We start from the raw sequence: 24,182 nt of genomic DNA, 5'->3' as shown, positions 1-24,182 counted from the left end.
AGTGCTCCTGTTCCTGTTCCGGTTCCGACGACGTCGATCAGAGCGACCGGCCCAGTGGCGCGGCGGTCGAGCGTGCGGGAGTGAGGGCCGGGGCGGGGTTCGGCGAGCGCACCGACGGTACGTTGACGGCACGTAGGGCGCCTGCCCGCTCTTCCCCGTCGCCATCCGCCGCTCGGCGCCGCCCGCTCCTGCATGCAAGCACCCTGCACCACGCCATGGGGGCCCGGGGCCAGGTCGGCCCCCGGGTCTTCCGCGAGCACACCAATGGCCTCGCGTTCGCCCGGGGCGGCCATCGGGAAGGAAGTGCCGCACCGCCGGCATGAGGTGAGCGTGCGGGTGCGGGTGTGTGTACGGGTGTGTGTACGGGTGCGCGCGAGGGAAGCCGTACGCACCGTGCGGGGGAGGCCGTGAACGCGCCGCGCCCGATCAGCCTCCGCTGTTCACCGTGAGCGTCAACTGGCAGCTCACACCGCGGTAGTTGCTCGGCGCGTCCGGCTTCAGGGGGATCGTCGCCTGCACCACGTAGATGCCCGGGGACGGGGGCACCTGGATCGGGGTCTCCAACGCCTCGTCCGTCGTGGTCGGTTCACCGAGGCCGCCGCTGACCGTGACCGAGGCCTTGGAGGCGAAGTAGCCCTTTTCGTTGGTCGCGGCACTCAGCGCCACCTCGTAGGCGGTGGTGCGGCCGGTGACCGTCGGCACGGCGGACAGGGTGCACGAGGCGTCGCTGTCCGCCACGGTGGCTCCGCTGCCGCCCCCACAGCCGGCGGCCAGGGCGCCCACGAGGAGGACGGCGCCGATCCGCCAGGCGATGCGTCCTGCCATCGGAACACGTGGTTTCCGCACGTCACACATGGTCGAACGCCCCCCGGGAAGCAACATCGCCCGAACATATCGAAGCCCGGGATCAGCGTCCAGGGGCAACGGGAGCGGGGTGCTGCGACGCCGGGAAGGTACGGGCGCCGCTGTGCGCCGACAGTCTCAACGGGCAGTGTCGGAAGGAGCGTTGGCTGCCCTGCTCCCGGCCAGTACGCCCCGTGGCCTCCGGTCCGTAGGCCGCGTGCCGGGCCGACAGCTCGGGTCGCGTCCGGACCTTGGCCTACAGTGAACGTATGCCAGACCCCCGTCTTCGCCCCCGCGCCCACCACACGCCCGTGGACGTGACCGTGGCCGACGGCGTCGACCTGCCCGTCCCCGCCGACGGCGAGGTCTGGGTGGTCGGGGCGGTCGTCCTCAACGAGGCCGGCCGGGTCTTCGCCCAACGACGCGGGCCGCGGCGGAGGCTGTTCCCCGACTGCTGGGACATCGTGGGCGGTCACGTCGAGCCCGGTGAGTCACTCCTTGAGGCGCTCGCGCGCGAGGTCGAGGAGGAGACCGGCTGGCGCCTGCGCCACGTCCGGCGCCTCCTCGGGGTCACCGCCTGGGACGGAGACGACGGCGGCGGCACCCGGCACGAGGCCGACTACCTCGTCGAGGTCGAGGGCGACTTGAGCCACCCCGCCCTGGAGTGGTCCAAGCACACCGCGTACGACTGGTTCGGCGCGCACGACCTGCCGCGTCTCAAGGAGAACCGGGCGCCCGGCGAACAGCTGGTTCACGACCTGATCGCGCAGGCACTGCACGGCCGGTGAGAGCGACATACCACGTGGAGGACTCGTCCCCACGGGGCCGGCCGTGCCCGCCGCGCGATCCCCGACGCGGGACGCCGTGATGAGCCGGCCGCTTCCGTCGCCTAGCGGGCCGCGTCAGGCGGTCGGCGCTCCGCGGACGGCGGGGGAGCGGTCGACTCGCGGACGGCGAGTTCCGTGGGCAGCACCAGGGGCTTGACGGTCCTGCCGGCGCACACCTCCATGAACAGCTGTATGCCCTGGAAGCCCATCTCGGTCAGTGGCAGCCGCACCGTGGTCAGGGTGGGGCTCAGGAGGGTGGAGATGGGAAGGTCGTTGAAGCCGACCACGGAGAGGTCCTCGCCCACGGTGAGGCCGAGTTCATGGGCCGCGTAGTACACGCCGGTCGCGAGGTTGTCGTCGTCGCAGATCACGGCGGTGGGCCGGGAGGGGCCGGAAAGGGCGTGGATGGCCCGGTCCCTGACGTGCCGTGCGTTGAGGGAGCAGGGGACGTCGTCCTTGGTCACCCCGGGGTGGCTGAGGAGACACCTGTTCAGGACCTCGGCGCGGTGGGTGAAGGTCCAGGTGGGGCGGTCCGCGCGGACGTGCGCGATGTGCCGGTGGCCCAGGGAGGTCAGGTGGGCCAGGACGTTCGCCATGCCGTCGCCGATGTCCATGCTGACGGTCGGTGCGCCCGCGTACGGATTGTCGTCCAGGACGACCAGCGGAAGGCCCGTCGACAGGTCCGCCACCGCTTCCGCCGGCATCGAGCAGGCGATGACCCCGTCAATGGACTGCTTGGGTACGGGGAACGGGCCGCAGCCGTCCTCAGCGCCGAGGGGGAAGACCACCACGCCGAGGCCGTGCAGGGCGCCGGCCCGCGCGGCGCCGGCGTGGACCGTCGAGAAGACGGCGTTCTCCAGGGTCGGCACGACCAGCAATACGGTTCCGCTGCCTCCCAGGCGAAGGCTGCGGGCGGCCTGGTTGATCTGATAGCCGAGATTGCTCGATGCGGCCATCACGCGCCGCGCGGTGGCCTCGCGGATCCGGCCTCGCCATTTGCCGTTCAGGACGAGCGAAACCGTCGACTGCGAAACCTGCGCCACTCGTGCCACATCGGCGGCGGTGATGGGGCGAGGAACTTCTCGTTCTCTCATTCGCGTACATCCATGACGTCACTATGTGAAATTAACGGAGGGAAAGATTCTGGAAGCCATTTGCACCTTTTGGGCGTTTTGGCGGATCTCTGTACACCTGATTGTGGGGGTAATGATATCCGGGATTCCCGTTGGGCGAGAGCCGCTTGAGGGCTGCGGCGCCCCGCGCCATTGCTGCCTACAAGATCATCTGCATCTTTCGCAGGTGTGTGCCGGTCAATGGAATTGGTTGACCAATTCTTTGCCGATCGGATTGGTGTACGCCACGGTGAAGGAGGTACTCCGGATAATTTCCGGCGTTGCGTGCGAGGGAGCTTCGCCGGAATTCTCCGCGGCCCGGGCGGCGTCCGAGCGGTGGGCCCAGGGAGGTGCGGGGGAGGGGGTGCTTCGCGTCCGGTGGGTCGGGGCCGGCCGGCGGGCTCCCCGCGGCACGGGCGGGGCCGGGCGGAGGGCGACGGGAGTCCGGCAGGTGTGTCCGGCCGTGTCAGGGTTTGGTGGCGTATGGAGCAACTGCCGCCCTGCGTAAGGGCGTTGAGGGACGTATCCCCTCGGCCGGAGGCATCGGCCGGCGCGAGGGGATCGGTGGGTGAGCGGAGGACTCCGGCGGCTACTGGGCGGTCCAGCCTCCGTCCACGGCCAGCGCCTGACCCGTGATGTACGAGGCGTCGTCCGAGGCCAGCCACAGCACCGCCGCGGCGACCTCCTCGGGGCGGCAGAGCCGGCCGAGGGGGATGTTGCGCAGGTAGAACGCGTCGGCCGAAGGGCCCCGGTCCGCCCGCGCCTGCTCCAGCATCGGTGTCAGGACCGGGCCGGGGCACACCGCGTTGACCCGCACGCCCGCATGCCCGTAGTCGATCGCGGCATTCTTGGTCAGCCCCACGACGCCGTGCTTGGCGGCGGTGTAGGGAGCCGCGTCCAGGTAGCCCACCAGGCCGGCGATGGAGGAGACGTTGACGACGGCGCCGCCGCCACGCTCGATCATGGCCGGGATCTCGTGGCGCATCGACAACCACACGCCCTGCAGATTCGTGTCCACGATGCGGCGCCAGTCCTCCACGGTGAACTCATGGAGCTTGCGCCCGGATCCGGGCACCCCCGCGTTGTTGCACGCGGCGTCCAGCCGGCCGTACCGGCTCACCACCGTGTCGAGCAGGGCCGCCACCTGCTCCTCGTCGGTCACGTCGCAGACGCAGGCGTCCGCGAGACCGCCCTCCTGCGCGATGAGGCCGACCGTCTCCTTGAGCTCCGCGTCCCGGCGCCCGCTCACGACCACCCGCGCCCCGCGCCGGGCGAAGGCGAGGGCGACCTCGCGGCCGATGCCGGTGCCGCCACCGGTGATCAGTACGACCCGGTCCTCGAACGACAGTTGTGACACGGCTACTCCTTGACGAGGGTTTCGACGGACCGCACGACGGCGGCGGAATCGAGCAGCACCGCGGACTCCAGGCGGGGGCTGCTCGGGTAGGGCACGCCGAGGGAACCCAGGCGCACCACCGGGGCACGCAGCTCGGCGAACGCGGCCTCGGTCACCGCGGCGGCGACTTCCGCGGACGGGCCGTAGCGGACCCAGGAGTCGGTGGCCACCACCACGCGGCCGGTCTTGCGCGCGGACCGGGTCAGGGTGGCGACGTCGAGCGGGCGCAGCGACCTGATGTCGACGACCTCCACGTCGATGCCCTGCTCCGCCAGCTGGTCGGCGGCGCTCAGCGCCTCCCCGACCATCCGCGACAGCGCCAGGACCGTGACGTCCCTGCCGGGGCGCACCACTGCGGCCGTGCCGAGCGGCACGACGTGCTCGCCCGCGGGGACCGCGCAGCCGGTCGAGTAGAGGAGCTTGTGCTCGACCATCACGACGGGGTCGTCCGCGCGCACCGCGGCGGTCAACAGCCCTTTGGCATCCGCCGCGTTGCTCGGGAGCACGGTGTGGATACCGGGCAGATGCGCGGTCCAGGCCTCCAGGGACTTGGAGTGCTGCGGTCCGGCGCTGATGCCGGCGCCGCCCTGGGTCCGGATGAGGACGGGCATCCGTACCTGGTCCCCGTACGCGAAGGGGAAGGCCGCCGCTCCATTGGCGATGCTGTCGAGGGCCAGGGTCATGAAGTCCGTGTACATGATCTCGACGACCGGGCGCAGCCCGCTCATGGCCATGCCGACGGCGGCGCCGACGATCCCGTTCTCGGAGATGGGGGTGTCCCGCACCCGGTGGGGCCCGAATTCCTCCAGCAGTCCGCGCGTGACGGAGAAGACACCGCCGTAGACCCCTATGTCCTCGCCGAGCAGCACGATGCGCTCGTCGCGGCGCATTTCCGCGCGCAAAGCGGAGTTGAGGGCCTCGCTGTAGGTCATGTGGGTCATGTGGTTCGTGCGGGCCGGGTCGTTCCTCGTCGCGATGGGGTCCGTGTCGTTCGTGGCGTTCACGTAGCTCATGACGCCTCCCGGCCGTCCCACTTGGCGGCGAACGCGAACAGCCCCGAGGTCTCGGGCCAGGGGCTGGCCGCGGCGAACGCGATGGCTTCGGCGAGTTCCGTTTCGACCGACTCGGCGATGTCGGAGAGCACCTCCCGCGGCGTTCCGTCCCCGAGCAGGCTTTCGGCCGCGCGGTCCAGCGGATCCACCTGCCCCTCCCATTCCGCGGCGGACCGGTAGCCGCCGCGATCGGAGCCGGAGAAGGCGCAGTCCCTGAACGTCACCGCCTCGACCAGCGTCGGCCCCCCGCCGTCCCGCGCCCGGGCGATCGCCTCGGCGACGCGGTCGCGCACCGCCTCGCAGTCCCCGCCGTCCACCCGGCTCGCGGGAACCCCGTACGCGGCGCCGCGGCGGTACAGCTCGGTCTCGCGGACATGGCGGTCGAGCCGGACGCTCAGGCCGTAGCCGTTGTTCTCGACGAGGACGACCACGGGCAGCTGCCACAGGGCGATCATGTTCATGGCCTCGTTGAAGGCACCCGAGTTGACCGAGCCGTCGCCGGTGACGCACAGGGTCACCCGGCGCTCCCCGGCGTGCTGTTGGGCGATGCCGTGGCCCACCGCGAGCAGCAGGGAGTGTCCCACGATGCCGGACGGGCCGAGCATGCCGTGCTCGCGGTCGGCCACCAGCATGTGGCCGCCGCGGCCACCGCACTGTCCGGTGGCCCGGCCCATCATCTCGGCGAGCGTGGGCCCGAGCGGCAGCCCGCGTCCCACGTACAGGGAGTGCGGACGGTGGGTGGCCGTCACCAGATCGCCGGGCCCGAGCGCGGCGGTGGCGCCGATCCCGGTGGCCTCCTGGCCGATGCCGAGGTGCATGGGGCCCTTGATGAGGCCTTCGTCCACCAGCTCGGGCAGCCTCTCGTCCAGGCGCCGGGCGAGCTTCATGCGGCGGAACAGTTCGAGGAGTCCGACCGTCGCGGTGGGCCGGGGGGTCGCGGTCATCGTGTTCATCAGGTTCACAGAGCCTTCTGCAGGACGACGGGGGAGGAGGGAAGCGGGGTGAGCCGGTGACGTACGGGACGGATCAGAGCGAGCCCGCCGGCCAGGCCGGCCACCCCGAGGGCGGCGCACGACACCCACAGCGCGTTCGGCCCGGCCGTGGCGTACAGCCAGGCACCGAGGGGCGGGCCGACGAACTGCGCCGCGCCGTAGGACCAGCCGAAGGTGGCCTGGTAGCGGCCCTGGGCATGGGGCGGGGCGAGGTCGGCGACGAGGGAGCCGACGAAGCTCGCCGCGCCGATCTCGCCCGCGGTCCACACGCACACGGTGGCGAGGTAGACCGGCGCGGTGTCGGCCAGCCCGGTCGCGGCGATCCCCAGGGCGAACACGAGCCAGGAGACGCTCAGGACCAGGACGCGGTCATAGCGCTCCAGGCGTGCGGAGAGCGGCGGCTGGGTCAGGCCGATGAGGACGCCGCTGGCCAGGAACACCGCGCCGTACAGCGACGTGCCGAGGCCGTCGTCGCTGATGGCGAGGGGAAGGCCGACGGTGATCTGGGCCGACACCAGCCCGTTGAGGAGGTTGAGCCCGGTCAGCGCGAGCAGCAGCCGGTCCCGCAGGACGCCGCTGCTGCCGCGCGGTGCCCCGGGGCGGACCGCACCGGCCGGGGGCCGGTCCCGCGGGAGCAGGGAGGCGGCCACCGCGGCGAACGCGGCCATGGTGACGGCCTGCGCGATGAACAGGGTCCAGTAGCCGTGCCCGGCGAGGATCCCGGACACCAGACCGCCCAGCGCCACACCGAGGTTGACCGCCCAGTAGACGAGGCTGAAGGCACGCGGACGGTCCTTGGCCGGTACGACGGCGGAGACCACCGCTGCCGCCGCCGGCCGGTACACGTCGGCCACGACGCCGAGCAGGCACGCGGCGCACAGGATCAGCGGGAGCCCGCGGACGAGGCCGAGCAGGGCGATCATCACGGACCCCGAGCACAGCCCGGTCACCAGCGCGCGGCGCGGACCCCAGCGGTCGGTGAGCAGACCGCCCAGCGGCTGAGAGACGAGGCCGCCCACGCCGACGGCGCCGAGCACCGCGCCCGACTGCTGCGCGGTCATTCCCTGGTCGCGCAGGAAGAGCACCAGAAACGGCACGGCCATACTGCCGACACGATTGATGAGCTGTCCCGCGAAAACGACCCAGAAACTTCTGGGTAATCCACTGATCCGGCCCGCGGTAAACACACGGCTCAGGCGAGTACTAGGCATCGGTAATCCTCGGTGTTAAACCTGACGTGATGTCAATCCCCTTGCTCGGAAGGCTGGTTGACAGTCGAAGGCGTATCGATTGGAATGAGGGCGCGCGACAGGACGTGTTCTGTCGAAAGCGCCTGTTTTTCCGTCTCGAAGGGCTCCGATGAACGTGACAGATCGCCATGTCGTCCTGGTCGACACCTATTCCCTTTCGCAGAGACTCGCCGCTGGATTCGCCGCCGCCGGATGCATACCGATCAGGGTGCAGAGCACGCCCGACATTCCCGCGCTCTACGCGGGCAAGCCGGATCCGCACCCTTATGCCGCCGATTTCGTGCACCACGGCGATGTCACCGCCACGGCGCGGCAGGTGCGGGAGTTCGACCCGGTCGCCGTCATCGCCGGGGGAGAGCTGGGAGTGGAACTGGCCGATGCGCTCAGCGAGGAACTCGCGCGCGATCTCGCGATTCCCAGCAACGGAACGGCCCTGAGCCCGGCACGGCGCGACAAGTTCGCCATGATCGAGCGGATCAAGTCCCGCGGGCTGCGCGGCGCGCGCCAGATCAGGGTCGAGAGCGAGGACCAGCTCGTGGACTGGCACCGCCGGCTCGGCGGTCGCGCCATCCTCAAGCCGCTGCGCAGCGCCGCGAACGACGGCGTGTTCTGGTGCGACACCGTGGACGATTCCGTGCGGGCGTACCGCCGGCTCCAGGGGCGGCGGAACATCTTCTCCGAGACGCACGACGGCGTGGTGGCCCAGGAATACCTGGTCGGCGCCGAATATCTGGTCAACACCGTGAGCAGGGACGGCAAGCACCACGTCTGCGACGTGTGGAAGACGCACCGCATCAGCGCCAACGGAGTCGTCGACCTCGCCGCTGCGTGTCATCTCCTGCCGCGCCGGGGAGAGGCGCAGGACCAGGTCGTCGCCTACGCCCTCCAGGTCCTGGACGCCCTGGGCATCGCCCACGGCCCGGCCCACGTGGAGGTCAAACTGACCCCGGACGGCCCCTGCCTGGTGGAGGTCGGCGCCCGCATATCCGGGCTCGACCTGCCGGGCTTCACCGCGGACGCCACCGGTGAATCCCAGATCAGCTGGACCGTGGACGCCTTCATGGACCCCGACCGCTTCCTCGCGCGCTACGAGCAGGAGTACGTGCTGCGCCGCAGCGTGGCCTGGGCGGGCATGATCTCGCCGGTCGGCGGGACGCTGCGCGGCTACCGCGACCTCGACGCCCTCAAGCGTCTGGAGAGCGTACGAGGGGTGCGCGAGCTGGTCGCTCCCGGCGAGGTCATCTCGCCGACGGTGGACGACTCGACGTATCCGATGGCGGTGTCGATGGCGCACGACGTCGACGAGGTCCTGCTGCGCGACCTCGGCACGGTCCGCTTCCTGGACGGCCGTGGCTTCTACGAGCTGGCGGACGAGCCGGTGCACGGGTCCGCCGCCTGATCGAGGACCGGTTCGCCGGGCAGCCGGGTGCCGCCGCGGACGGCGGCACCCGGTTCCGGTCGGCGGTCCTGGCCCTAATCGGTCCTCAACGGTGGTGTGGAGCATGGGAGTTCAGTCCTCGGGGCGTTGACGGCGCGGGAGGGCGCGTGGATCAGCGGGACGGTTCCCAGGACAGCTCGAAGGGCGCCTCGGCCGCGTCGCCCGCGTAGAGCGTGACCTCCTCGGCGTGCGGAGCCAGCAGGTCGGCCAGTTCCTGGCGGGCCCGCACCAGGGTCTCCTGCGGCACGACCGGGGCGATCCCCTCAAGGAGCACCACGGCGTCACGGGTGCCGGCCGTCACCTTGGTGATGTGGCTGTCCCGGTGGTTCCAGTGCCGCGTCATGATCTGCGTGCCGTCCGCGTAGACGACCTCGCCCTCGCGCGGCACCTCCCTCTCGTCCGGCTCACCGAGCGGCACGTACACGTCGTCGGGGCGGGCGTGGCGCAGTTCGATACCGGTGGTGAACGCGGCGAGGTCGAACCCGCCGATGGGCAGCATCCAGCGCAGCGAGATGAGGTTGCAGGTGTCCACGAGCGGCGACACCCTGGGCAGCCGGCCCGACTTGCGCAGACGGCGGCTGAGCGCGTCGATGCTCGGGCGGGCCCGGCGCGGGTTGGTGCCGAAGGAGCGCAGCAGCTCGTGCCAGGTCGCGATGGCCGGCTCGTCCTCGCCCGGCAGGGTCACGCGCCCTTCGCGCACGTCCGCCTCGAAGGCACTGAGCTCGTCCTCCGTACGCGGCCACGCCTCGTGGTTCTTGATGCCGCGGGCGACCAGGAAGATCGTGCGGCACTGCGGGTAGCGCTCGGCGATCTCGGCCGAGACGGCGACGGTGAGGCGGCGGGCGACCGGCGCTCCGGCGACCGCCTCGGCCGACGCGTCGGCGAAGGCTTCGGCCGACGTGTGTGCGGACGGGGCGACCGACGGGGAATCGGCGTGGTTCATGGTGACTTCCTCAAGGTGTGCATGTACGGGGAACTGCAGGTACGGGGAACGGCGGGTACGGGGGACTGCGGCGATGGCCACGCGGACATCACCGGACGGGTCGAGGGGTACGGGCCACGGCGACGGCGCGGGTCAGCGGTCGCGCGGGCCGGTCGTGCGGCTCCACGGGGGCGGGGGTACGGGGATGCGGCGGTCGGCGAGCGCGGGGAACGCCTCGCGGGCCCGGGCCGCCTCGCCGGGATCGATGTCGGCGGCCAGGACCGTGTCCGCGTCCGAGGCCTCCGCGACGATGCGCCCCCAGGGGTCGACGACCAGGCTGTGCCCGCCGGTCGTCACCCCCGCGATCGGACCCGTCGCGTTGCAGGCCACCACCCACGCCTGGTTCTCCATGGCCCGGGCCTGCACCAGCAGACGCCAGTGCGCGATCCGCTCGGCCGGCCAGGCGGCCGAGACGAGCAGGAGCCGCGCACCGTCGTCGACCAGGAGCCGGAACAGTTCGGGGAAGCGCAGGTCGTAACAGGTCGTCAGACCCACCCGGCCGAGCCCGGTGTCCTGGCAGTGCACCAGATCGCCGGGGGAGAGCAGGGCGGACTCCCGTGAGTGGTGGCCGAAGAGATGCACCTTGCGGTAGGTGTGCAGCAGCCGGCCGTCGGGGCCGAACAGCAGACTCGTGTTGTGCAGGCGCCCGTCGGCGGCGCGCTCGACGATGCTGCCCGCGTGCAGATGGACGCCGGCCTCCCGGGCCGCCGCGCCGAGCGCCCGTACGGTAGGGCCGTCCAGCGGCTCGGCGGTCGGGACGTAGTCGTCGAAGGCGAAGTAGCCGGTGGCCCACAGCTCGGGCAGGACGACGAGGTCCGCCTCCCGGTGGCCGGCGATCTCCCGGCACATCGCGGCGACGCGGTGTGCGAACGCCTGCCCGTGATCCACGTCCGCCTGGATGAGCACGACATGCATGGCCGGCCTCAGATCCCGTTCCGGTCGTCGCCGGCGCCGACGCTCTGGGCCACCGCTCCGGGCGCCGAGGGCTCCGCCGCGCGGGGGTCCTTGGTGCGCCGCTCCCACGCGGCGTAGCACAGGCCGAGCGCGATCCACCCGATGCCCGTGAGGATGCCGGGCACGCCCGCGGAGGTGATGAAGACGCAGCACAGCAGCAGCGCGAGCGCCGGGATCACCGGATACAGCGGCACCCGGAAGCTCGCGATGATCCCGCGCCGCCGCGCGATGAACAGGGCCACGATCGAGGTGATGAAGGTCAGCGTGTAGAGGAAACCGGTCGCGGAGACCGCGAAGCGCAGGTTGCCCGCCGTGGACATCACGGCCTGGGCGACACCGGCCAGGACGATGGAGACGGCCGGTACGTGGTTGCGGCCCGCGGTGTGCTTCAGCAGGCGCGGGGCGAGACGGTCGCGGGCGAGCACCAGGGACGCCCGGGAGATGACGATCAGGTTGGCGTTGACGGCCGCCAACAGGGCCACCAGGACGATGCAGTTGACGACGAAGGGGCCGTGGGTTCCGAAGAAGGCGCGGCTGACGTCGACCACCGGCGTCTGCGAGGCGCCCAGCTTGTCCCAGGGGATGATGCCGTTCTCGATCAGCAGGAGACCGGCGTACAGGATGAACGAGATGCCGAGGCTCGTCAGGATGGACAGCGGAATGGTGCGGCGGGGATTGGTGATCTCCTCCGCCGAGACCACGATGGCGTCCCAGCCCGTCAGGGACAGGAACCCGATGAGCGCGGCCTGCATCACCCCGCTCATCCCGTGGGGCATGAACGGCGTGTACTTGTCCATGTCGACGTGGGTGGCGCCGGCCGCGATGAACCCCAGCAGCACCAGCACGGTGAGGACCAGCGCGATGAACTGCACCTTGCCCGAGAACCGGATGCCCAGCAGGTTCAGAGCGGTGAAGACGGCGATCACCAGGGTGGAGGCCACCCCCTGGCTCAGCGCCGGCACCAGCAGGTGCAGATAACTGCCCACACCGATGCCGACGTAGGAGCTGGCGCACATCCAGGCGCCCCAGTTCGCCCACCCGACGATGGTCGCCACGTACGGCGGGAGGTGGCGCTTGGCGTACGCGTACGGACCGCCCGAGTCGTCGTGCATCGAACTCAACTCGGCGTAGCACAGGCTGAGGATGAGGGAGGCGCCGAACGCGATGCCGAACGAGACGATCACCGCAGGACCGGCGATGCCGCTGGCCGTGCCGCTCAGCACGAAGATGCCGGCACCGATGATGCCGCCCACGCCGAGCGCCGTGGCCTCCCGGTAGCCGATCTTCTGGATGGGTTTCGTCGACATGCGCGTTTCCTTCAGTGGGCGGGACTGGCCAGATGGGTGAGAGCGGCCGTCACCAGGGCCTCCGAGGCCGTGAGGAGCGTCGGCCTCGGGTCGGGTGCGAACTGCGGGGAGTGGTTGACGGGCAGATGCTTCACCTTCTCCTGCGGCGTGTCACCGGGAGCCGAAAGCCACGCGTCGAAGGACGCGCTGCCCACCACCCAGTACACCGTGGGAACCGGATCGCCCTCGTAGTGCGCCCCGGCGCCCGCGGCGCCGAAGTACGGGAAGTCCTCGCTGGCCGCGAGCAGCGGCATCTCCACCACACAGCCGTCGTTGAAGTAGGCCTGGTGCGTGGCGCGGACGCGCTCGGTGTCCGCGGGCGAGTTGTCGTTGACGGGGACGCCCTCGACGACCTCGATCTCGGGCTCGCGCGGCGCGCCGGCGGCAGCCGCCTCGGCCGTCACGATGCGGTGGACCGCCTCCAGGAGCCCGCCCTGCAGGGCGGTGTCGTAGCACCGCACGCTGATGCCGAGTTCGGCGGTCTCCGGGATGACGTTGGCCTTGGTGCCCGCGTGGATGGAGCCGACGCTCACCACGGCACAGGCCGCGGGATCCGTCTCACGGGCCACGATGGTCTGCAGCCGGGTGACCACATGGGCGGCTATGACGACCGGGTCGATCGTGGCCTGGGGCGCCGAGCTGTGCCCGCCCCGCCCGTGGATCCGCACCCGTACGACGGCGGACGCCGCCATCATCGGGCCCACCCGGTGACCGACGATCCCGACGGGCAGCGGCACCACGTGCTGGGCCAGGGCGATGTCCGGCTTGACGACATCGCGGTAGAGCCCGGCGTCGAGCATGGCCGGAGCGCCCGCCCCGGTCTCCTCGGCGGGCTGCGCGACCGCGAGCACCGTGCCGCTCCAGGACTGCCGGCTCCCGGCCAGCAGGGTGGCGGCGGCGAGCAGACTGCTCAGGTGCGCGTCGTGCCCGCAGGCGTGGGCGACGGGCACCTCCTCGCCGTCGTCGTCGACGGCCCGCCGGTCACTCGCGTACGCGAGGCCGGTCGCCTCCCGCACCGGGAGCGCGTCCATGTCGGCGCGCAGCATGACGACGGGGCCCTCGCCGTTGCGCAGGACCCCGGCGACGCCGTGCCCGCCGATGCCGGTGACGACCTCGAACCCGGCCTTCTCCAGATGGTCCGCGGCCACCGCGGCCGTGCGCTCCTCCTGGCCCGACAGTTCGGGGTTGCGGTGCAGATCGGTGTAGATCGCCTCGATCTCGTCGAGGTAGCCCGCGCCCAGCGGGGCGAGCACGGTCCGCGCCCGCCCGACGAGTTCGTCCTCACGCGGCTCGGCCGTCGGCATACCGGCTCACCTGCCCATCTGGTGCATGAGACGGCGCACCGTCTGTCCTGGACGGCCGGAGCGGGCCGCCTTGTACTCCTTGCCGAGCCACTCGCGCGCGATCCGCCCGAGCCCGGCCTTCGCCACCACGATGTAGGCGTCCTCGGGGTTCAGGGTGCTGCGGAAGAACGCGTCGATGGTGGGCTCGCCGCAGGCCGGAAGATCGCCGTAGAGCGCGTCGAGGTTGTCGTACGCGCCGACGACCTTCATGCTCGCGCGGTCGAACTTCTCGCCCTGGCCCAGCCATTCGGCCACGTCCGCCCCGATCAGTGAGACCTCGCGGCTGGTGCGGGCGCCGGGCGCGGGCCAGATGTTCTCCGCCCCGCAGCCGTTGCGCAGCAGCCGGTAGACCACCGGGCTCTCGGTCCGTGCCAGCAGGTACACCGGACGCGGCGCGTACCGCAGACACTCCTGAATGATCATCTTGGCGTGGATGTGCCCCATCAGGCCGCCGCCCTGCGACTCCGGCAGCACCCCGCTGGAGTCCAGGTAGAGGCACTGGGCGTTGCCGAAGATGCGGCGGTGGTAGCCGGTCCAGCCGGCGATGTTCCCGAGCGGGTCCACCAGCAGGCAGAACTTGGTGATCTTCTCGAAGAAGCGTGCCGCCCTGCGGTCACGCCAGTACGGCGTCATGTCGGCACCGAACGCCTTGGTGGAGATCTCCACCAGGAGCGAGAAGACGATGTCCTGGTACTCCTCGGTGAACCGCGCGGTGCGGTCCCAGCAGATGTACGACCAGCCGTTCTTGAGCCGGTACTGCGGCAGTGGCTGCGCGGACGTGCCGCGCAGGGTGTCGATGGAGTGGTGCAGCGGAGAGATGGCGAACTCCTTTCAAGCGATCGGACGCACCGCTGTGTCCGCGGGGCGTGCCGCCCTGTCGTGCGGCACGCCCCGCGGAACCGACCTCACGTCGGCGTGTGCGTGGGGGTCACCGCTGGTCGTCGACGTACCCGAGTGCCACGTAGATCTTGCGGCGGTCCGCGTCCTCGATGGCCCGGCGGCCGTGCATCACGCGGGTGTTGTCGACGATGGCCACGTCACCGTCCTGCCAGTCGATGTCCTCGGTCAGCGAGGCCGTCACCTTCTCGATGTCCTCCAGGGCCTGCGCCGGGATCTCGGTGTCGTCCGCGAAGGCGATCCGCGGCTTCTCGTAGTGGTACGAGGGCCCGAGGATGCTGTTGGCGAACGCGAGGCGCTCCCCGAACAGCGTGGGGTGCGCGGCGGGCACCTTGTAGACGTAGTGGATGGACCCGTCGTCGTTGGCGCGGATCTGGAGCTTGTCCTCGCCGAAGAGCTTCGCCAGGTCGATCAGGTCGTGCACGGTGATCTCACTGTCCGGCTTGGATCCGTTGAGGAGGTTGGACGCCAGCGCCCGCCACGCCTGCTCGGCGATGTTGCGCGAATACAGGATGTCCTGCCGCGCGAACAGCTCACGGGTCCGCTCCGTCAGGTTCTCCCACACGGCGTAGCCGTCGCAGACGGTGGTCTGCGAGCCGACGCGCGCCGCGCTCTCGCACATGAACCACGTCAGGTCGGGCGTCAGGGGATTGGTGCCGTGTTCGGTGTGCAGGCCGACCGCGTCCGTCCCGAGGTCGACCTTCTGCACGGTCCTGCCCTCGCTGAACTCCCGGGCCGGGTCGAGCGTGGTGCGCGTGCACACCGAGTTCACCAGTCCGGAGAACTGCTCGATGGTCGGCGCGAAGCCGCGGAGCACCAGATATCCGGACGTCGCGAGCTGGTCGAGCACCCAGGAGCGGTCGAGCGCGTCGAGCGCCTGTCCCTCACCGGCCGTGACCAGGGTCCCGGTGCCGTTGCCGTGACCGCTCCGTACGAGGCTGTGCTGCATGGTGGTCTCTCCTCAGTTGAAAACGGTCCCGTGCGCCGACGCCGTCCCGCCGGCGAGCTCACCGCCGTCCAGCACGATCTGCTGGCCGGTGATGAAGCGCGCCGCGTCCGAGGCCAGATAGAAGAAGGCCTCGCCGATCTCCGACGGGTCCGCGTGGCGGCCGGCCGGGATCTTCGCGTTGACCTCGGCGAACATCTCGTCCGTGTACTCCGCCCGCTGCATCGGCGTCATCACGTAGCCGGGGCTCACGCACGCGGTCCGCACATGCGGGGCGAGCTCCAGGGCGACGGTCCGCACCAGGGCGAGCACCGCCGCCTTCGAGGCGTTGTAGTCGGCGTAGTAGGGGTAACCGGCCGAGGCGTTGGTCGAGGCGGTGGCGAGCAGGACCCCGCTCCTGTCCTCGATCATGTGCCGGGCCGCCGCCTGCCACAGGGCCACGACGCCCAGCACATTGATGTCGAGCAGCGAGCGGACGTCCTTCTCGGTCATGTCGACGAACGAACGCCGCAGGCTGATACCGGCGTTGGCGACGACCACGTCGATCGAGCCGCGCGCTGCGTGGACGCCGTCGACGACCGTCCGCAGCCCGCTCCAGTCGGTGACGTCCGCCCGGATCCACTCGCCGACGGCGTCCGCCTCGGCGGGCTGGACCAGATCGAGGTTGACCACGTGGTCGCCGGCGGCCGCGAACCGGCGCGCCGTGGCGAGGCCGATCCCCGAGGAGGCACCGGTGATGATGACAGTGCGCTGTTTCATGTCTCTCTCAGCCAAAGGTGTACGACAGGTCGGTGGGCAGGGTGCCGAAGGTGTCGGAGAACTGCCTCTGATAGGCGCTCCCCGCCGCGATGGCGGCGCGGAGCGTGGGAAGCGCCGAGGAGTCCTGCTCCCACAGCGTGCGGTGCAGCGCGCCAGCCAGCTCCCCGAGCGCGTGCTGCGCGCCCATGAGCCAGCGCCTGCCGGGCTCGGGTTCCAGGGAGACGTCGTGCAGGCGCAGCCAGCCGGCCGTCAGGACCGCCGCCGTGCTGTCGGCGAAGTGGTCGTGGCGGCGCGAGAGGTAGCGGAACAGCTCGACCCGGTAGGCCTCGGACAGATGCAGGTCGGAGGCGAACAGCCGCGCGGAGAGCAGCCCGAGGACGTCCGCGTACGTCTCCTCGAGACCCATCAGCTCGAAAGCGGTGAGCCCCTCGGCCGGCGCGCCGTCACCGACGACGCTCTCCTTGCGCCAGAAGTGGCCGAGGTCGTGGCCCCTGAACCAGCGCAGTGAGTTGCGCACCAGGCCGTCCAGGCGGGTCTCGGTCTCCCGGCCCTGGATCTCGCGGAACAGACGCAGCGAGCAGTGCTGGATGCGGCTGCGGTGGATGTTGGCGAACACCACGGTGAACTCGGGCCCCTGGACCCGCGAGCCCGCCGCCTCCAGCGGGAAGAAGTGCGCGAAGTTCTTGTGCCCGACGGCCGATTCGCCGCCGCTGAGCAGCAGGTCGAGCACGTGCATGCCCGGCTGCACACCCTCGCTGGAGCGGACCGGGCCGCCGAGGATCTGCGCCACGCGCTCACGGACCCAGTCCGTGCGCAGCGTGACCATGTCGACCTCCTCCTGGAGGTCGCCGGCGGCGGGGGCGGCCACCAGGAAGCCGATGGACCGGCGGGCCGTGCGCATCGCCCAGCTCGCGATGGGTCCGCAGTAGAGCCAAGGACTGCCCGGCTGCGGGGGCCTGAGGGTGATCGGCTCCCAGGTGCCGGTGCGGGCGTAGGAGTCGAGGCGGGCCACCACCTCGAGGGCGTGGGCCACCGCGTCCTCGGTGCCCGGAGTGGTCTCCAACTCGGCGAAGGAGACGAGCTCCTGGGCCGCGGCGCGCACCAGGAACAGGCTCTGCTCCTGGCTGCGCTCCGAGGGGACGTGGGGCACGTCCAGGGCGGCGATCCCGTCGAAGAGGGACTTGGCGTGGACGAGGTGGAGCCAGCCCTGGGGGAAGTGCTCCCTGAGCCGGGCGTACTCGGGGTCGACGCGCGCCACGGCGACCACCGGCTCGTCGCGGTGCCAGTACGGCGACTGGGTCGTGGGGCGGCGCAGCGGGATGTCGAGTCCCTCGGTGCGCTGCTGGTCCACGTCCTGGGAGGAGGACACGAGCGTTTCCGTCATGCGCGGCCTCCGGACGACAGGCGGGCCGCGACACTGCCGGCGCGCTGCTTGACCGGCTCGGCCGCCTGCGGCCGGGTGGCCGCCCCGTCCTCGGCGAGCGCCGCGGACCACTTTCCGCGGTTGGCCAGGAAGGCGAAGACGTGACCGAGGTACTGGACGATGAACCACAGCGGCAGGAACGCCGCGAACGAGGGGGCCGTGCCCGTCTGGATCCAGCCGATCGTCGCCCAAGTCACCACACCGGTCGCCGCGTTGAGGGCGACGGTGGTGGACAGGTCGGTCTGCTGCTGCGCCCAGTCCGACGCCCGCGGCTTGAGGACGGTGCCGAGCAGCAGCCCGGTCACGACGGCGCCGAGCAGGCCCGCACCGCCGGCCTTCAGCATGTCCATGGGGGTGACGGCCCGCGCGCCGATGAGCGCGTAGTAGAGCGCGCCGAGACCGAGGCCGACGATCAGGCCCGGCAGGTGCATGGAGGGCTTGCGCCAGTGGGCGGGGGAGGGCATCGGGATGTCGGCGGCACCCTTGAGGCAGCGGTAGACCGGCGGGAAGATCAGGCCCGTCACGTCGATGTAGCGCAGGTAGGGCTCACCTGCGGTGGCGACCAGGCGCTTGTCGTAGAGGATGCTGCCCACGACGTTGTAGACGTTGAGGACGACGGCCAGGACGAGCAGGTCGGACGTCATCGTCGGCAGCAGGAAGAACATGCCGAAGAACGCGGTGTGCACGGGGAACCGGATCCAGCGGCGGCTGCCGACCTTCCAGCTGGTCAGCTTCGGCTTCGAGGCCTTGGCCGTCTCGGACACCAGCGTCGTCGAGCCGAAGGCGAGTCCGCAGTCGTACTCGAACAGGTGGAGCTGCCAGTACCAGAGCCAGGACGCGACGGCCAGGCTGTACATGATCACCATCGGCGCGCCGGACAGCTCCCAGATCACCGTGTCGGTGTGCTGCCAGAGAGCGCCGGCGGCCAATATGTAGACGACGTTCGCCAGGGATTCAACGGAACGCCAGGCCAAAGGCTCTATGCCGGTCTTCGCTTTGACCACGCGTTTGACTCGTAAGGTGGCGATTCCGGAATGCTGCACCCCGAATCCCAGGACTAGCAGAGTGTCAACAAAAAGTTGCATGGACTGACTCACGTGGAAACCTTCCCGTCAGAAAAGACGAAGCGTTGTACTCACGTGCGGAACCGACTTCAACGAGCAAATCGGCCAGGATGCGCCACTCTCAGCAGAAGCGCACTCGGCAGGCGGCAAACGGTCACCGGACGGGCCAACTGATGGCCTCAGAAGGCGAGTTCATACCTGGGTGCGCATCGGACGAGTGGCAGCGTAGTCATACGCATGACCACGTGACAAGTGCCTTATTCGCACTGGACCCGGGGTCGGCGCTGTGCGCTACAGTCCCCCTGTTCGTACGTATGACACAACTCCCCGACGCCCGCCCGCCGATCATCGGCGCGGCGCCCGGTCACGGATGGAGCGGCCATGTCGCGGCACGTCGAGAACGCGCGGAGCAACAAGATCGGCGTGGCGGGAACCGCCGGTCCCGCTCCACGGGGAATGTCTTGTTCTCGTCGCCCGGCCACCGTCCGAACCGTCGTGATCTGCGGCGTCGTACATGAAAGTTGAAACGCTTTCCTGAATTCGCCCGTACCTTTTCAGACAGGATCTTTCGTGCGTCACATCACGGTGTACTGCGGAGCTTCGTCCGGACGGCAGGCTTCCTATACCCAGGCCGCGGCCGGGTTCGGCGCGGAGGTCGCCTCGCTCGGCCTGGGACTCGTCTACGGCGGCGCCTCCACCGGACTCATGGGCACGGTGGCCGACGCCGCCCTGGCCAAGGGCGCATCGGTCATCGGAGTCATGCCGGCCCAGCTGGTGGCCCACGAGGTCGCCCATCGCGGGCTCACCCGCCTGGAAGTCGTCAACGACATGCATGAGCGCAAGTCCCGCATGATCGAACTCGGTGACGCGTTCGTGGCGCTGCCCGGCGGGTTCGGCACCTTCGACGAGTTCTTCGAGGTGCTGACCTGGGCGCAGCTCGGACTGCACGCCAAGCCCTGCGCCCTGCTCGATGTCGACGGCTACTTCCAGCCGCTGCTGGCCTACTTGCGCCACGCGGTCGAGGAGGGCTTCGTACAGCAGCGGTATCTGGACAACGTGGTCGTCAGTGCCGAGCCCGGGGAGCTGCTGTCCCTCCTGGGCACACGCCCCGGCCTTCCGCACCTGTTCGCCGCGGCCTGAGGGGACCGGCCATGACATCCCCCGACACGGCTCAACACGACGCGGCCTTACAACAGCGTCTGATCCAGCCGAAGTTGGCCGTCTTCGACATGGACGGCACCCTGCTCCCCGGTACCACGGCCTGCCGCCAGATCGGGCTCGCCGCCGGCGACGTGGCGACCGTGGACCGGCTCGAACTCGCCTACCGCGACCAGCTCATCAACAGCACCGAGTTCGCCGAACAGTGCCTGGTGTCCTGGGCGCGCGCCGGGATGGAGCTCTACCGGCTGGCCTTCGACGCGAGTCCCAAGATCGGCGGTCTGGCCCGCACGCTGGAACGGCTGCGCGACCAGTCGGTGACCACCTGCCTGATCACCATGGCCCCCCGGCCCTTCGCCGAATGCTTCCCCGGCTTCGACGCCGTCTTCGCCTCCTCCTACCCCGCCGACATCCTCAACCCCGAGGACAAGCCGGTGATCGTGCACCGCCTTCGGGAGGAACTGGGCCTGGACCCCTCCGAGGTCATCGCCTTCGGCGACTCCGACTCGGACATCCCGCTGTTTCGCACGCTGACCCGCACCGTAGCCGTCAACAGCACGCCCAATCTGCGGGAGTTGGCGGCCCACCACTACGACGGCGACGACATCGAGGACGCACTGCGCCTGCTGCTGGCCCCCGCGGAGGAAGCATGGTGACGCCGTGGTGACCCCCTGCGAGATCATCGTCGGCTACTGCCGGGACTTCACCGACACCTTCCCGGACCAGCCGGGCCCACTGGAGCGCGCCCTGCGCGGACACGGCTGGGACGTGACCTCGCACCCCGCCCTCGACCAGCGTTTCCCCGACGGCGAGCTCTGCGTCGAACTGCCCGCGGCGGCCGAAGGCCGCACGGTCCTGCTGTGCCAGTCCCTCACCGGCCCGCACACCGGCGCCGACCAGGCGCTCATGAGCCTGCTGGCCGCGGCCCGCTGCTACCGCGAGCACGGCGCCGCCCGCATCGTCGCCGTACTCCCGCACCTCGCCTACGCACGCCACGACCGGCTGATCCCCGGACAGCGCAGACCCGTGATGGCGGGCCTGCTCGCCGACCTCGCGTCGTCCGCGGGGCTCGACGCCCTCGTGTCCATCGCCTCCGGCGCCCAGGACGTGCTGCGCGACCTGTTCGCCCGGGCCGGCACCGAGATGGTGTTCCTGTCCGCCCACGAACTCCAGCTGCGGCTGCTGCGTCCGCTCGTACGGCCCGATACGGTCCTGGTGGCCCCCGACGCGGGCGCCGTGGAACAAGTCGCCCTGCTGGCGGCCGAGTTGGACCTGCGCCATGTCGTCCTCGACAAGCACCGCACCGGCCCCGAAGACGTGTCCGTCCGCCTGCGCGCGCCGCACGACGTCGGCGACATGGGGCACGTGGTGCTGGTCGACGACCTGATCACCAGTGGCGCGACCGTGGAGCGGACCGTCGAGGCGCTGCGCGAGCACCGCCCCGCCCTGGCCGTGGACGTCGTCGCCACCCATCTGCGCCCCACCCCCGCCGGCACCCGCCGCCTCACCAGGATGCTCACCGACGGCGTGGTGAGCAGGGTGCACACCACCGACGCGGCGGGCCACCGGCCGGACGTGCCCGGCCTCGCCCTCGCCCCCGCGATCCCCTGGATGGCGACGGAGCTGGCCGACCGGCTCGGCGCCGCCCCGCACCCCCCGCTCCCGGAACGAAGGACCGTCCATGGCACTCGCCGCTGAACGCCCGGGTGCCACCGTCACCCGCCACCCCGCGCTGGCCATATCCGTGGTCTGCGTCGACCAGACCCGCCTCGGCGGGCACATCCGGACCCTGCACGGTCTCGGCATCGCCCGCCTGCACGTCGACCTCGTCGACCCCGCGTTCGGCGGGGGACTCGGACTGCCGCTGGAGACGATCAGCGACCTGCGCGCCTCCTGCGACCTCCCGATCGACGTGCACATCATGCTCACCGACCCCGCGCCGGCCGTGCGCGAGGCCGTCGCCCGGGGCGCCGCCACCGTCTGCGTCCACCAGAGATCGCTCACCGACGAGGTCACCGGCGCCCTCAAGGACGCCTCGGACCAAGGGACTTCGGTCTCGCTGGCCGTCGACCCCGACGAGTCGATCTCGCTGCCGGACGTGTGGAACGTCCGTCCGCACCGTCTGACGGTGATGAGCGTCGTCCCCGGCGGCGCGGGCCGCTCCTTCCGTCCCGAAGCCCTCGACACCGTCGCCGAAGCCGCACAGCTGCGCGACGCCGGCGTGATCGGCGAAGTGGAGGTCGACGGCGCGGTCGGCCCGGACACCGCCCCGCGGATGGCGGCGGGCGGAGCCGATCTCCTCGTCCTCGGCAGCACCGTCTTCCCGCACCGCTCACCCCGCCTGAGCCGTCTCCAGGAACTGCGCGCCGCCCTGGACGGGCAGCCGCGCCAGTCGATCGCCTGACGAAGGAGCGCCATGAACGTACATTCGATCGAGATCAACGGCCTCCGGCGCGACCTGCCCATAGTGCCGGTCGGCGACGAGGTGTCCATCGCCTTCCTCAAGCTGTACGGGGACCTAGAACTCATGGAGGTGGTGACCGCCGCACTCGCCGAGCGGCTCGACGACGACGTGGACGTCATCCTCGGCCCCGAGTCCGGCGGCATCCTCCTCGCCCACCTGCTGGCCGGCGCGGCGTCCAAACCGTACGCCGTCGCCCGCAAGAAGCTCCGGCCCCACATGGTCGAACCCATCCGTGTGCCGGTCACCACCATCGGCACCGCCGGCCGGCAGGAACTCATCCTCGACGACGCGGACGCCGCCCTGCTCCGCGGACGGCGCATCGCCCTCGTCGACGAGGTCGTCAGCAGCGGCGGCACCCTCAACGCCCTGACCACACTGGTCGGTTCGGCCGGCGGAAAGGTCGTGCAGACCCTGGCCGTGGCCACCGAGGGCGACGTCCGGCCCGACGTCGACTCGCTCGTCCACCTCCCCGTCTTCGCGCGTACGCCGGGAGGGGATGGGTGAGTTCGGACAGCCGCTGGGGGCCGCGGGTCGCGGCCCTCTGCTCGGTGCAGCTCCTGGTGGCCATGGAGTTCTCCATCGCCAATGTCGCGCTCCCCGACATCGGGCACGAGTTCCGGGTCGGCGCCGAGGGGCTGCAGTGGGTGCTGTCCGCCTACGCGCTGGCCTACGGCTCCATCCTGCTGTGCGCCGGCCGGTTCGCCGACGCACTCGGACTGCGCAGGATCCTGCTCAGGGGCCTCGCGGCCTTCGCCGTGGCATCGCTCGCCGCGGCCGTCGCGCCCACGTTCGCCGTGCTGGCCGTGGCGCGCGCCGCGCAGGGGGCCGCCGCGGCGTTCGCGACCCCGGCCGCCCTCGGCCTCATCACCACGCTGCCCTCCCGGCGCCACCAGGTACTCGCCCTGAGCTGGTGGGGAGCGGGCGGCTCGCTCGGCTTCGCGCTGGGCGCCGTCATGGGCGGCGTCATCACTCAACTCGCGGGCTGGCCCGCGGTGTTCGTCTTCTGCGCCGCGCTCGCCGGGGTGTCCGCTCTCATGACCCTGCGCTGGGTGCCAGAGTTCCGGCCGCGCGAGACGGCCGAACGCCCCGACGGACTCAGCGCCCTGCTCCTGGGCGGCAGCGCCGCCTCGGGCATCGCCCTGCTCTCCCTCGCACCCCACCCGCGCACCCAGTGGTGGGCGGCCGCGCTGTGCCTCGCGGCGACCGTGGGCTGCGCCCTCGCGCTGCGCGCGTGGCAGGGCCGCGGACGCACACCGCTGCTGCCACCGGGCTTCCTGGCCCGGCCCGCGGTGCGGCTGGCCAACCTCGTCAGCGCGTGGGCGCCGGCCGCCGGCGGTTCCATGGTGTACTTCGCGACCATGCTCATGCAGCACACGCTGGGCTGGTCGCAGTCGGCCACCGGTCTGATGCTGCTTCCCGACGCCGCCGCCGCGGCCCTCGGCGCCCGCTCGGCACGCCATCTGCACGGCCGCCTCGGCACGGTCGGCACGTACTGCTGCGGCCTGGCCGCCATCGCCGCCGGCATGGCGGTCCTCGCGGCCACCCCCACCACGTCGGCCGCCGCCACCGCCTGCGTCCTCCTGGGCACCTGCCTGACCGGCTTCGGCCTGGTCCTCGCGGCCGTGGTCGCGGCGGTCGCCGCGGCGGAGCGGCTCGGCCCCGACGAGCACGGGGTCTCGGGCGGCCTGCTCATCACCACCCAGCAGCTCGGCGTGGCCTTCGGGCTCGCCCTGCTCCTCATGGTGAGCGACCTCGGCACGGGCGGCGCCCTGTCGACGGCGGGCCTGCGCCTGTCGTTCCTGGGCGGGGCGGTGCTCGCCGCCCTGGGGTGCGCGGTCGTCGTCGTGGTGCGGAGGGCCGGGCGCCGGAGCCCCGCCTCGACCCCGCCAGGAGTGACCGAGGGGTACCCCGTGCGCAGGGCCCCGAAGGGCTGAGG

23 protein-coding genes are annotated in these 24,182 nt (G+C 71.1%); 8 read left to right on the top strand and 15 right to left on the bottom strand.

Annotated elements, in window-relative coordinates:
* Positions 1 to 426 precede the first annotated feature (426 nt).
* The gene (locus ACGF3I_RS21640; protein ID WP_393134386.1) at positions 427 to 825 is read right to left on the bottom strand and encodes a hypothetical protein; all 399 of its coding nucleotides are present in this window, start codon (positions 823 to 825) and stop codon (positions 427 to 429) included.
* A 287-nt stretch (positions 826 to 1,112) separates the two neighbouring features.
* On the opposite strand from ACGF3I_RS21640, the gene ACGF3I_RS21635 reads away from it, so the two are divergent.
* Positions 1,113 to 1,631, top strand: a complete 519-nt coding sequence (locus tag ACGF3I_RS21635; protein WP_393134384.1) for an NUDIX hydrolase — start codon at positions 1,113 to 1,115, stop codon at positions 1,629 to 1,631.
* Positions 1,632 to 1,732: 101 nt separating this feature from the next.
* Here ACGF3I_RS21635 and ACGF3I_RS21630 read toward each other — a convergent pair whose 3' ends face one another.
* The 5 genes from ACGF3I_RS21630 to ACGF3I_RS21610 form a co-directional block, all read right to left on the bottom strand.
* Positions 1,733 to 2,764: a LacI family DNA-binding transcriptional regulator gene (locus tag ACGF3I_RS21630; RefSeq protein WP_393134382.1), complete on the bottom strand. Its 1,032-nt coding sequence runs from the start codon at positions 2,762 to 2,764 to the stop codon at positions 1,733 to 1,735.
* Positions 2,765 to 3,371: 607 nt separating this feature from the next.
* Complete coding sequence (locus ACGF3I_RS21625) at positions 3,372 to 4,139, bottom strand: SDR family NAD(P)-dependent oxidoreductase (RefSeq protein ID WP_393134380.1); 768 nt, start codon at positions 4,137 to 4,139, stop codon at positions 3,372 to 3,374.
* Between the two features lie 2 nt (positions 4,140 to 4,141).
* Positions 4,142 to 5,191: an alpha-ketoacid dehydrogenase subunit beta gene (locus ACGF3I_RS21620; protein WP_393134379.1), complete on the bottom strand. Its 1,050-nt coding sequence runs from the start codon at positions 5,189 to 5,191 to the stop codon at positions 4,142 to 4,144.
* Positions 5,188 to 6,183 carry a thiamine pyrophosphate-dependent dehydrogenase E1 component subunit alpha gene (locus tag ACGF3I_RS21615; RefSeq protein ID WP_393134377.1) on the bottom strand — a complete coding sequence of 332 codons (996 nt, stop codon included), beginning with the start codon at positions 6,181 to 6,183 and terminating at the stop codon, positions 5,188 to 5,190. Before ACGF3I_RS21615 ends, ACGF3I_RS21620 begins: the two co-directional genes overlap by 4 nt.
* A 5-nt stretch (positions 6,184 to 6,188) precedes the next feature.
* Positions 6,189 to 7,433 carry an MFS transporter gene (locus ACGF3I_RS21610; protein WP_393134375.1) on the bottom strand — a complete coding sequence of 415 codons (1,245 nt, stop codon included), beginning with the start codon at positions 7,431 to 7,433 and terminating at the stop codon, positions 6,189 to 6,191.
* A 148-nt stretch (positions 7,434 to 7,581) separates the two neighbouring features.
* On the opposite strand from ACGF3I_RS21610, the gene ACGF3I_RS21605 reads away from it, so the two are divergent.
* Positions 7,582 to 8,871, top strand: coding sequence for an ATP-grasp domain-containing protein (locus tag ACGF3I_RS21605; RefSeq protein ID WP_393134373.1), 1,290 nt, complete (start codon positions 7,582 to 7,584; stop codon positions 8,869 to 8,871).
* Between the two features lie 151 nt (positions 8,872 to 9,022).
* Here the strand turns inward: ACGF3I_RS21605 and ACGF3I_RS21600 are convergent, their stop codons facing one another.
* The 9 genes from ACGF3I_RS21600 to ACGF3I_RS21560 all read right to left on the bottom strand — a co-directional run bounded on the left by ACGF3I_RS21600 (position 9,023) and on the right by ACGF3I_RS21560 (position 18,564).
* A complete protein-coding gene (locus ACGF3I_RS21600) occupies positions 9,023 to 9,853 on the bottom strand; it encodes a B3/4 domain-containing protein (protein ID WP_393134371.1) in 831 nt (276 codons plus the stop codon).
* A gap of 132 nt (positions 9,854 to 9,985) precedes the next feature.
* Positions 9,986 to 10,807 carry a carbon-nitrogen family hydrolase gene (locus tag ACGF3I_RS21595; protein WP_393134369.1) on the bottom strand — a complete coding sequence of 274 codons (822 nt, stop codon included), beginning with the start codon at positions 10,805 to 10,807 and terminating at the stop codon, positions 9,986 to 9,988.
* Between the two features lie 8 nt (positions 10,808 to 10,815).
* Complete coding sequence (locus ACGF3I_RS21590; RefSeq protein WP_393134367.1) at positions 10,816 to 12,153, bottom strand: APC family permease; 1,338 nt, start codon at positions 12,151 to 12,153, stop codon at positions 10,816 to 10,818.
* Positions 12,154 to 12,164: 11 nt separating this feature from the next.
* Positions 12,165 to 13,496 carry an amidohydrolase gene (locus ACGF3I_RS21585; protein WP_393134365.1) on the bottom strand — a complete coding sequence of 444 codons (1,332 nt, stop codon included), beginning with the start codon at positions 13,494 to 13,496 and terminating at the stop codon, positions 12,165 to 12,167.
* A gap of 6 nt (positions 13,497 to 13,502) precedes the next feature.
* On the bottom strand, positions 13,503 to 14,201 hold the full coding sequence (locus ACGF3I_RS21580) for a hypothetical protein (protein WP_393134363.1): 699 nt from the start codon (positions 14,199 to 14,201) through the stop codon (positions 13,503 to 13,505).
* 262 nt (positions 14,202 to 14,463) lie between these two features.
* A complete protein-coding gene (locus ACGF3I_RS21575) occupies positions 14,464 to 15,381 on the bottom strand; it encodes a TauD/TfdA family dioxygenase (protein WP_393134362.1) in 918 nt (305 codons plus the stop codon).
* 12 nt (positions 15,382 to 15,393) lie between these two features.
* Positions 15,394 to 16,137: an SDR family NAD(P)-dependent oxidoreductase gene (locus tag ACGF3I_RS21570; protein ID WP_393134360.1), complete on the bottom strand. Its 744-nt coding sequence runs from the start codon at positions 16,135 to 16,137 to the stop codon at positions 15,394 to 15,396.
* A gap of 7 nt (positions 16,138 to 16,144) precedes the next feature.
* Positions 16,145 to 17,521: a hypothetical protein gene (locus ACGF3I_RS21565; RefSeq protein ID WP_393134358.1), complete on the bottom strand. Its 1,377-nt coding sequence runs from the start codon at positions 17,519 to 17,521 to the stop codon at positions 16,145 to 16,147.
* Entirely contained in the window at positions 17,518 to 18,564 is a 1,047-nt protein-coding gene (locus tag ACGF3I_RS21560) for a hypothetical protein (protein WP_393134356.1), read from the bottom strand. The genes ACGF3I_RS21565 and ACGF3I_RS21560 overlap by 4 nt, the downstream gene beginning before the upstream one ends.
* A gap of 630 nt (positions 18,565 to 19,194) precedes the next feature.
* On the opposite strand from ACGF3I_RS21560, the gene ACGF3I_RS21555 reads away from it, so the two are divergent.
* Genes ACGF3I_RS21555 through ACGF3I_RS21530 form a run of 6 tightly spaced genes read left to right on the top strand, consistent with a single transcriptional unit; the run spans position 19,195 to position 24,180 of the window.
* On the top strand, positions 19,195 to 19,764 hold the full coding sequence (locus ACGF3I_RS21555) for a TIGR00730 family Rossman fold protein (RefSeq protein WP_393134354.1): 570 nt from the start codon (positions 19,195 to 19,197) through the stop codon (positions 19,762 to 19,764).
* 11 nt (positions 19,765 to 19,775) lie between these two features.
* Complete coding sequence (locus tag ACGF3I_RS21550; RefSeq protein WP_393134352.1) at positions 19,776 to 20,438, top strand: HAD family hydrolase; 663 nt, start codon at positions 19,776 to 19,778, stop codon at positions 20,436 to 20,438.
* A 4-nt stretch (positions 20,439 to 20,442) separates the two neighbouring features.
* Positions 20,443 to 21,480 (top strand): ribose-phosphate diphosphokinase, encoded by a 1,038-nt coding sequence (gene prs, locus ACGF3I_RS21545; protein WP_393134350.1) that lies wholly within the window; start codon positions 20,443 to 20,445, stop codon positions 21,478 to 21,480.
* Positions 21,464 to 22,186 (top strand): ribulose-phosphate 3-epimerase, encoded by a 723-nt coding sequence (locus ACGF3I_RS21540; RefSeq protein WP_393134348.1) that lies wholly within the window; start codon positions 21,464 to 21,466, stop codon positions 22,184 to 22,186. Before prs ends, ACGF3I_RS21540 begins: the two co-directional genes overlap by 17 nt.
* A 12-nt stretch (positions 22,187 to 22,198) precedes the next feature.
* Positions 22,199 to 22,750, top strand: coding sequence for a phosphoribosyltransferase family protein (locus tag ACGF3I_RS21535; protein ID WP_393134346.1), 552 nt, complete (start codon positions 22,199 to 22,201; stop codon positions 22,748 to 22,750).
* Positions 22,747 to 24,180 (top strand): MFS transporter, encoded by a 1,434-nt coding sequence (locus ACGF3I_RS21530; protein ID WP_393134344.1) that lies wholly within the window; start codon positions 22,747 to 22,749, stop codon positions 24,178 to 24,180. Before ACGF3I_RS21535 ends, ACGF3I_RS21530 begins: the two co-directional genes overlap by 4 nt.
* Positions 24,181 to 24,182 lie beyond the last annotated feature (2 nt).

The organism is Streptomyces sp. NPDC048111, assembly GCF_043202815.1.
GTDB lineage: Bacteria > Actinomycetota > Actinomycetes > Streptomycetales > Streptomycetaceae > Streptomyces.
This window is presented reverse-complemented; position numbering and strand designations above follow the sequence as displayed.

Bases quoted from the DNA above. Each gene is read 5' to 3' on its own strand.
- ACGF3I_RS21640 (WP_393134386.1), bottom strand. From the start codon at position 825: ATGGCAGGACGCATCGCCTGGCGGATCGGCGCCGTCCTCCTCGTGGGC.
- ACGF3I_RS21635 (WP_393134384.1), top strand. From the start codon at position 1,113: ATGCCAGACCCCCGTCTTCGCCCCCGCGCCCACCACACGCCCGTGGAC.
- ACGF3I_RS21630 (WP_393134382.1), bottom strand. From the start codon at position 2,764: ATGAGAGAACGAGAAGTTCCTCGCCCCATCACCGCCGCCGATGTGGCA.
- ACGF3I_RS21620 (WP_393134379.1), bottom strand. From the start codon at position 5,191: ATGAGCTACGTGAACGCCACGAACGACACGGACCCCATCGCGACGAGG.
- ACGF3I_RS21615 (WP_393134377.1), bottom strand. From the start codon at position 6,183: ATGAACACGATGACCGCGACCCCCCGGCCCACCGCGACGGTCGGACTC.
- ACGF3I_RS21610 (WP_393134375.1), bottom strand. From the start codon at position 7,433: ATGCCTAGTACTCGCCTGAGCCGTGTGTTTACCGCGGGCCGGATCAGT.
- ACGF3I_RS21605 (WP_393134373.1), top strand. From the start codon at position 7,582: ATGAACGTGACAGATCGCCATGTCGTCCTGGTCGACACCTATTCCCTT.
- ACGF3I_RS21600 (WP_393134371.1), bottom strand. From the start codon at position 9,853: ATGAACCACGCCGATTCCCCGTCGGTCGCCCCGTCCGCACACACGTCG.
- ACGF3I_RS21595 (WP_393134369.1), bottom strand. From the start codon at position 10,807: ATGCATGTCGTGCTCATCCAGGCGGACGTGGATCACGGGCAGGCGTTC.
- ACGF3I_RS21590 (WP_393134367.1), bottom strand. From the start codon at position 12,153: ATGTCGACGAAACCCATCCAGAAGATCGGCTACCGGGAGGCCACGGCG.
- ACGF3I_RS21585 (WP_393134365.1), bottom strand. From the start codon at position 13,496: ATGCCGACGGCCGAGCCGCGTGAGGACGAACTCGTCGGGCGGGCGCGG.
- ACGF3I_RS21575 (WP_393134362.1), bottom strand. From the start codon at position 15,381: ATGCAGCACAGCCTCGTACGGAGCGGTCACGGCAACGGCACCGGGACC.
- ACGF3I_RS21570 (WP_393134360.1), bottom strand. From the start codon at position 16,137: ATGAAACAGCGCACTGTCATCATCACCGGTGCCTCCTCGGGGATCGGC.
- ACGF3I_RS21565 (WP_393134358.1), bottom strand. From the start codon at position 17,521: ATGACGGAAACGCTCGTGTCCTCCTCCCAGGACGTGGACCAGCAGCGC.
- ACGF3I_RS21550 (WP_393134352.1), top strand. From the start codon at position 19,776: ATGACATCCCCCGACACGGCTCAACACGACGCGGCCTTACAACAGCGT.
- ACGF3I_RS21540 (WP_393134348.1), top strand. From the start codon at position 21,464: ATGGCACTCGCCGCTGAACGCCCGGGTGCCACCGTCACCCGCCACCCC.
- ACGF3I_RS21535 (WP_393134346.1), top strand. From the start codon at position 22,199: ATGAACGTACATTCGATCGAGATCAACGGCCTCCGGCGCGACCTGCCC.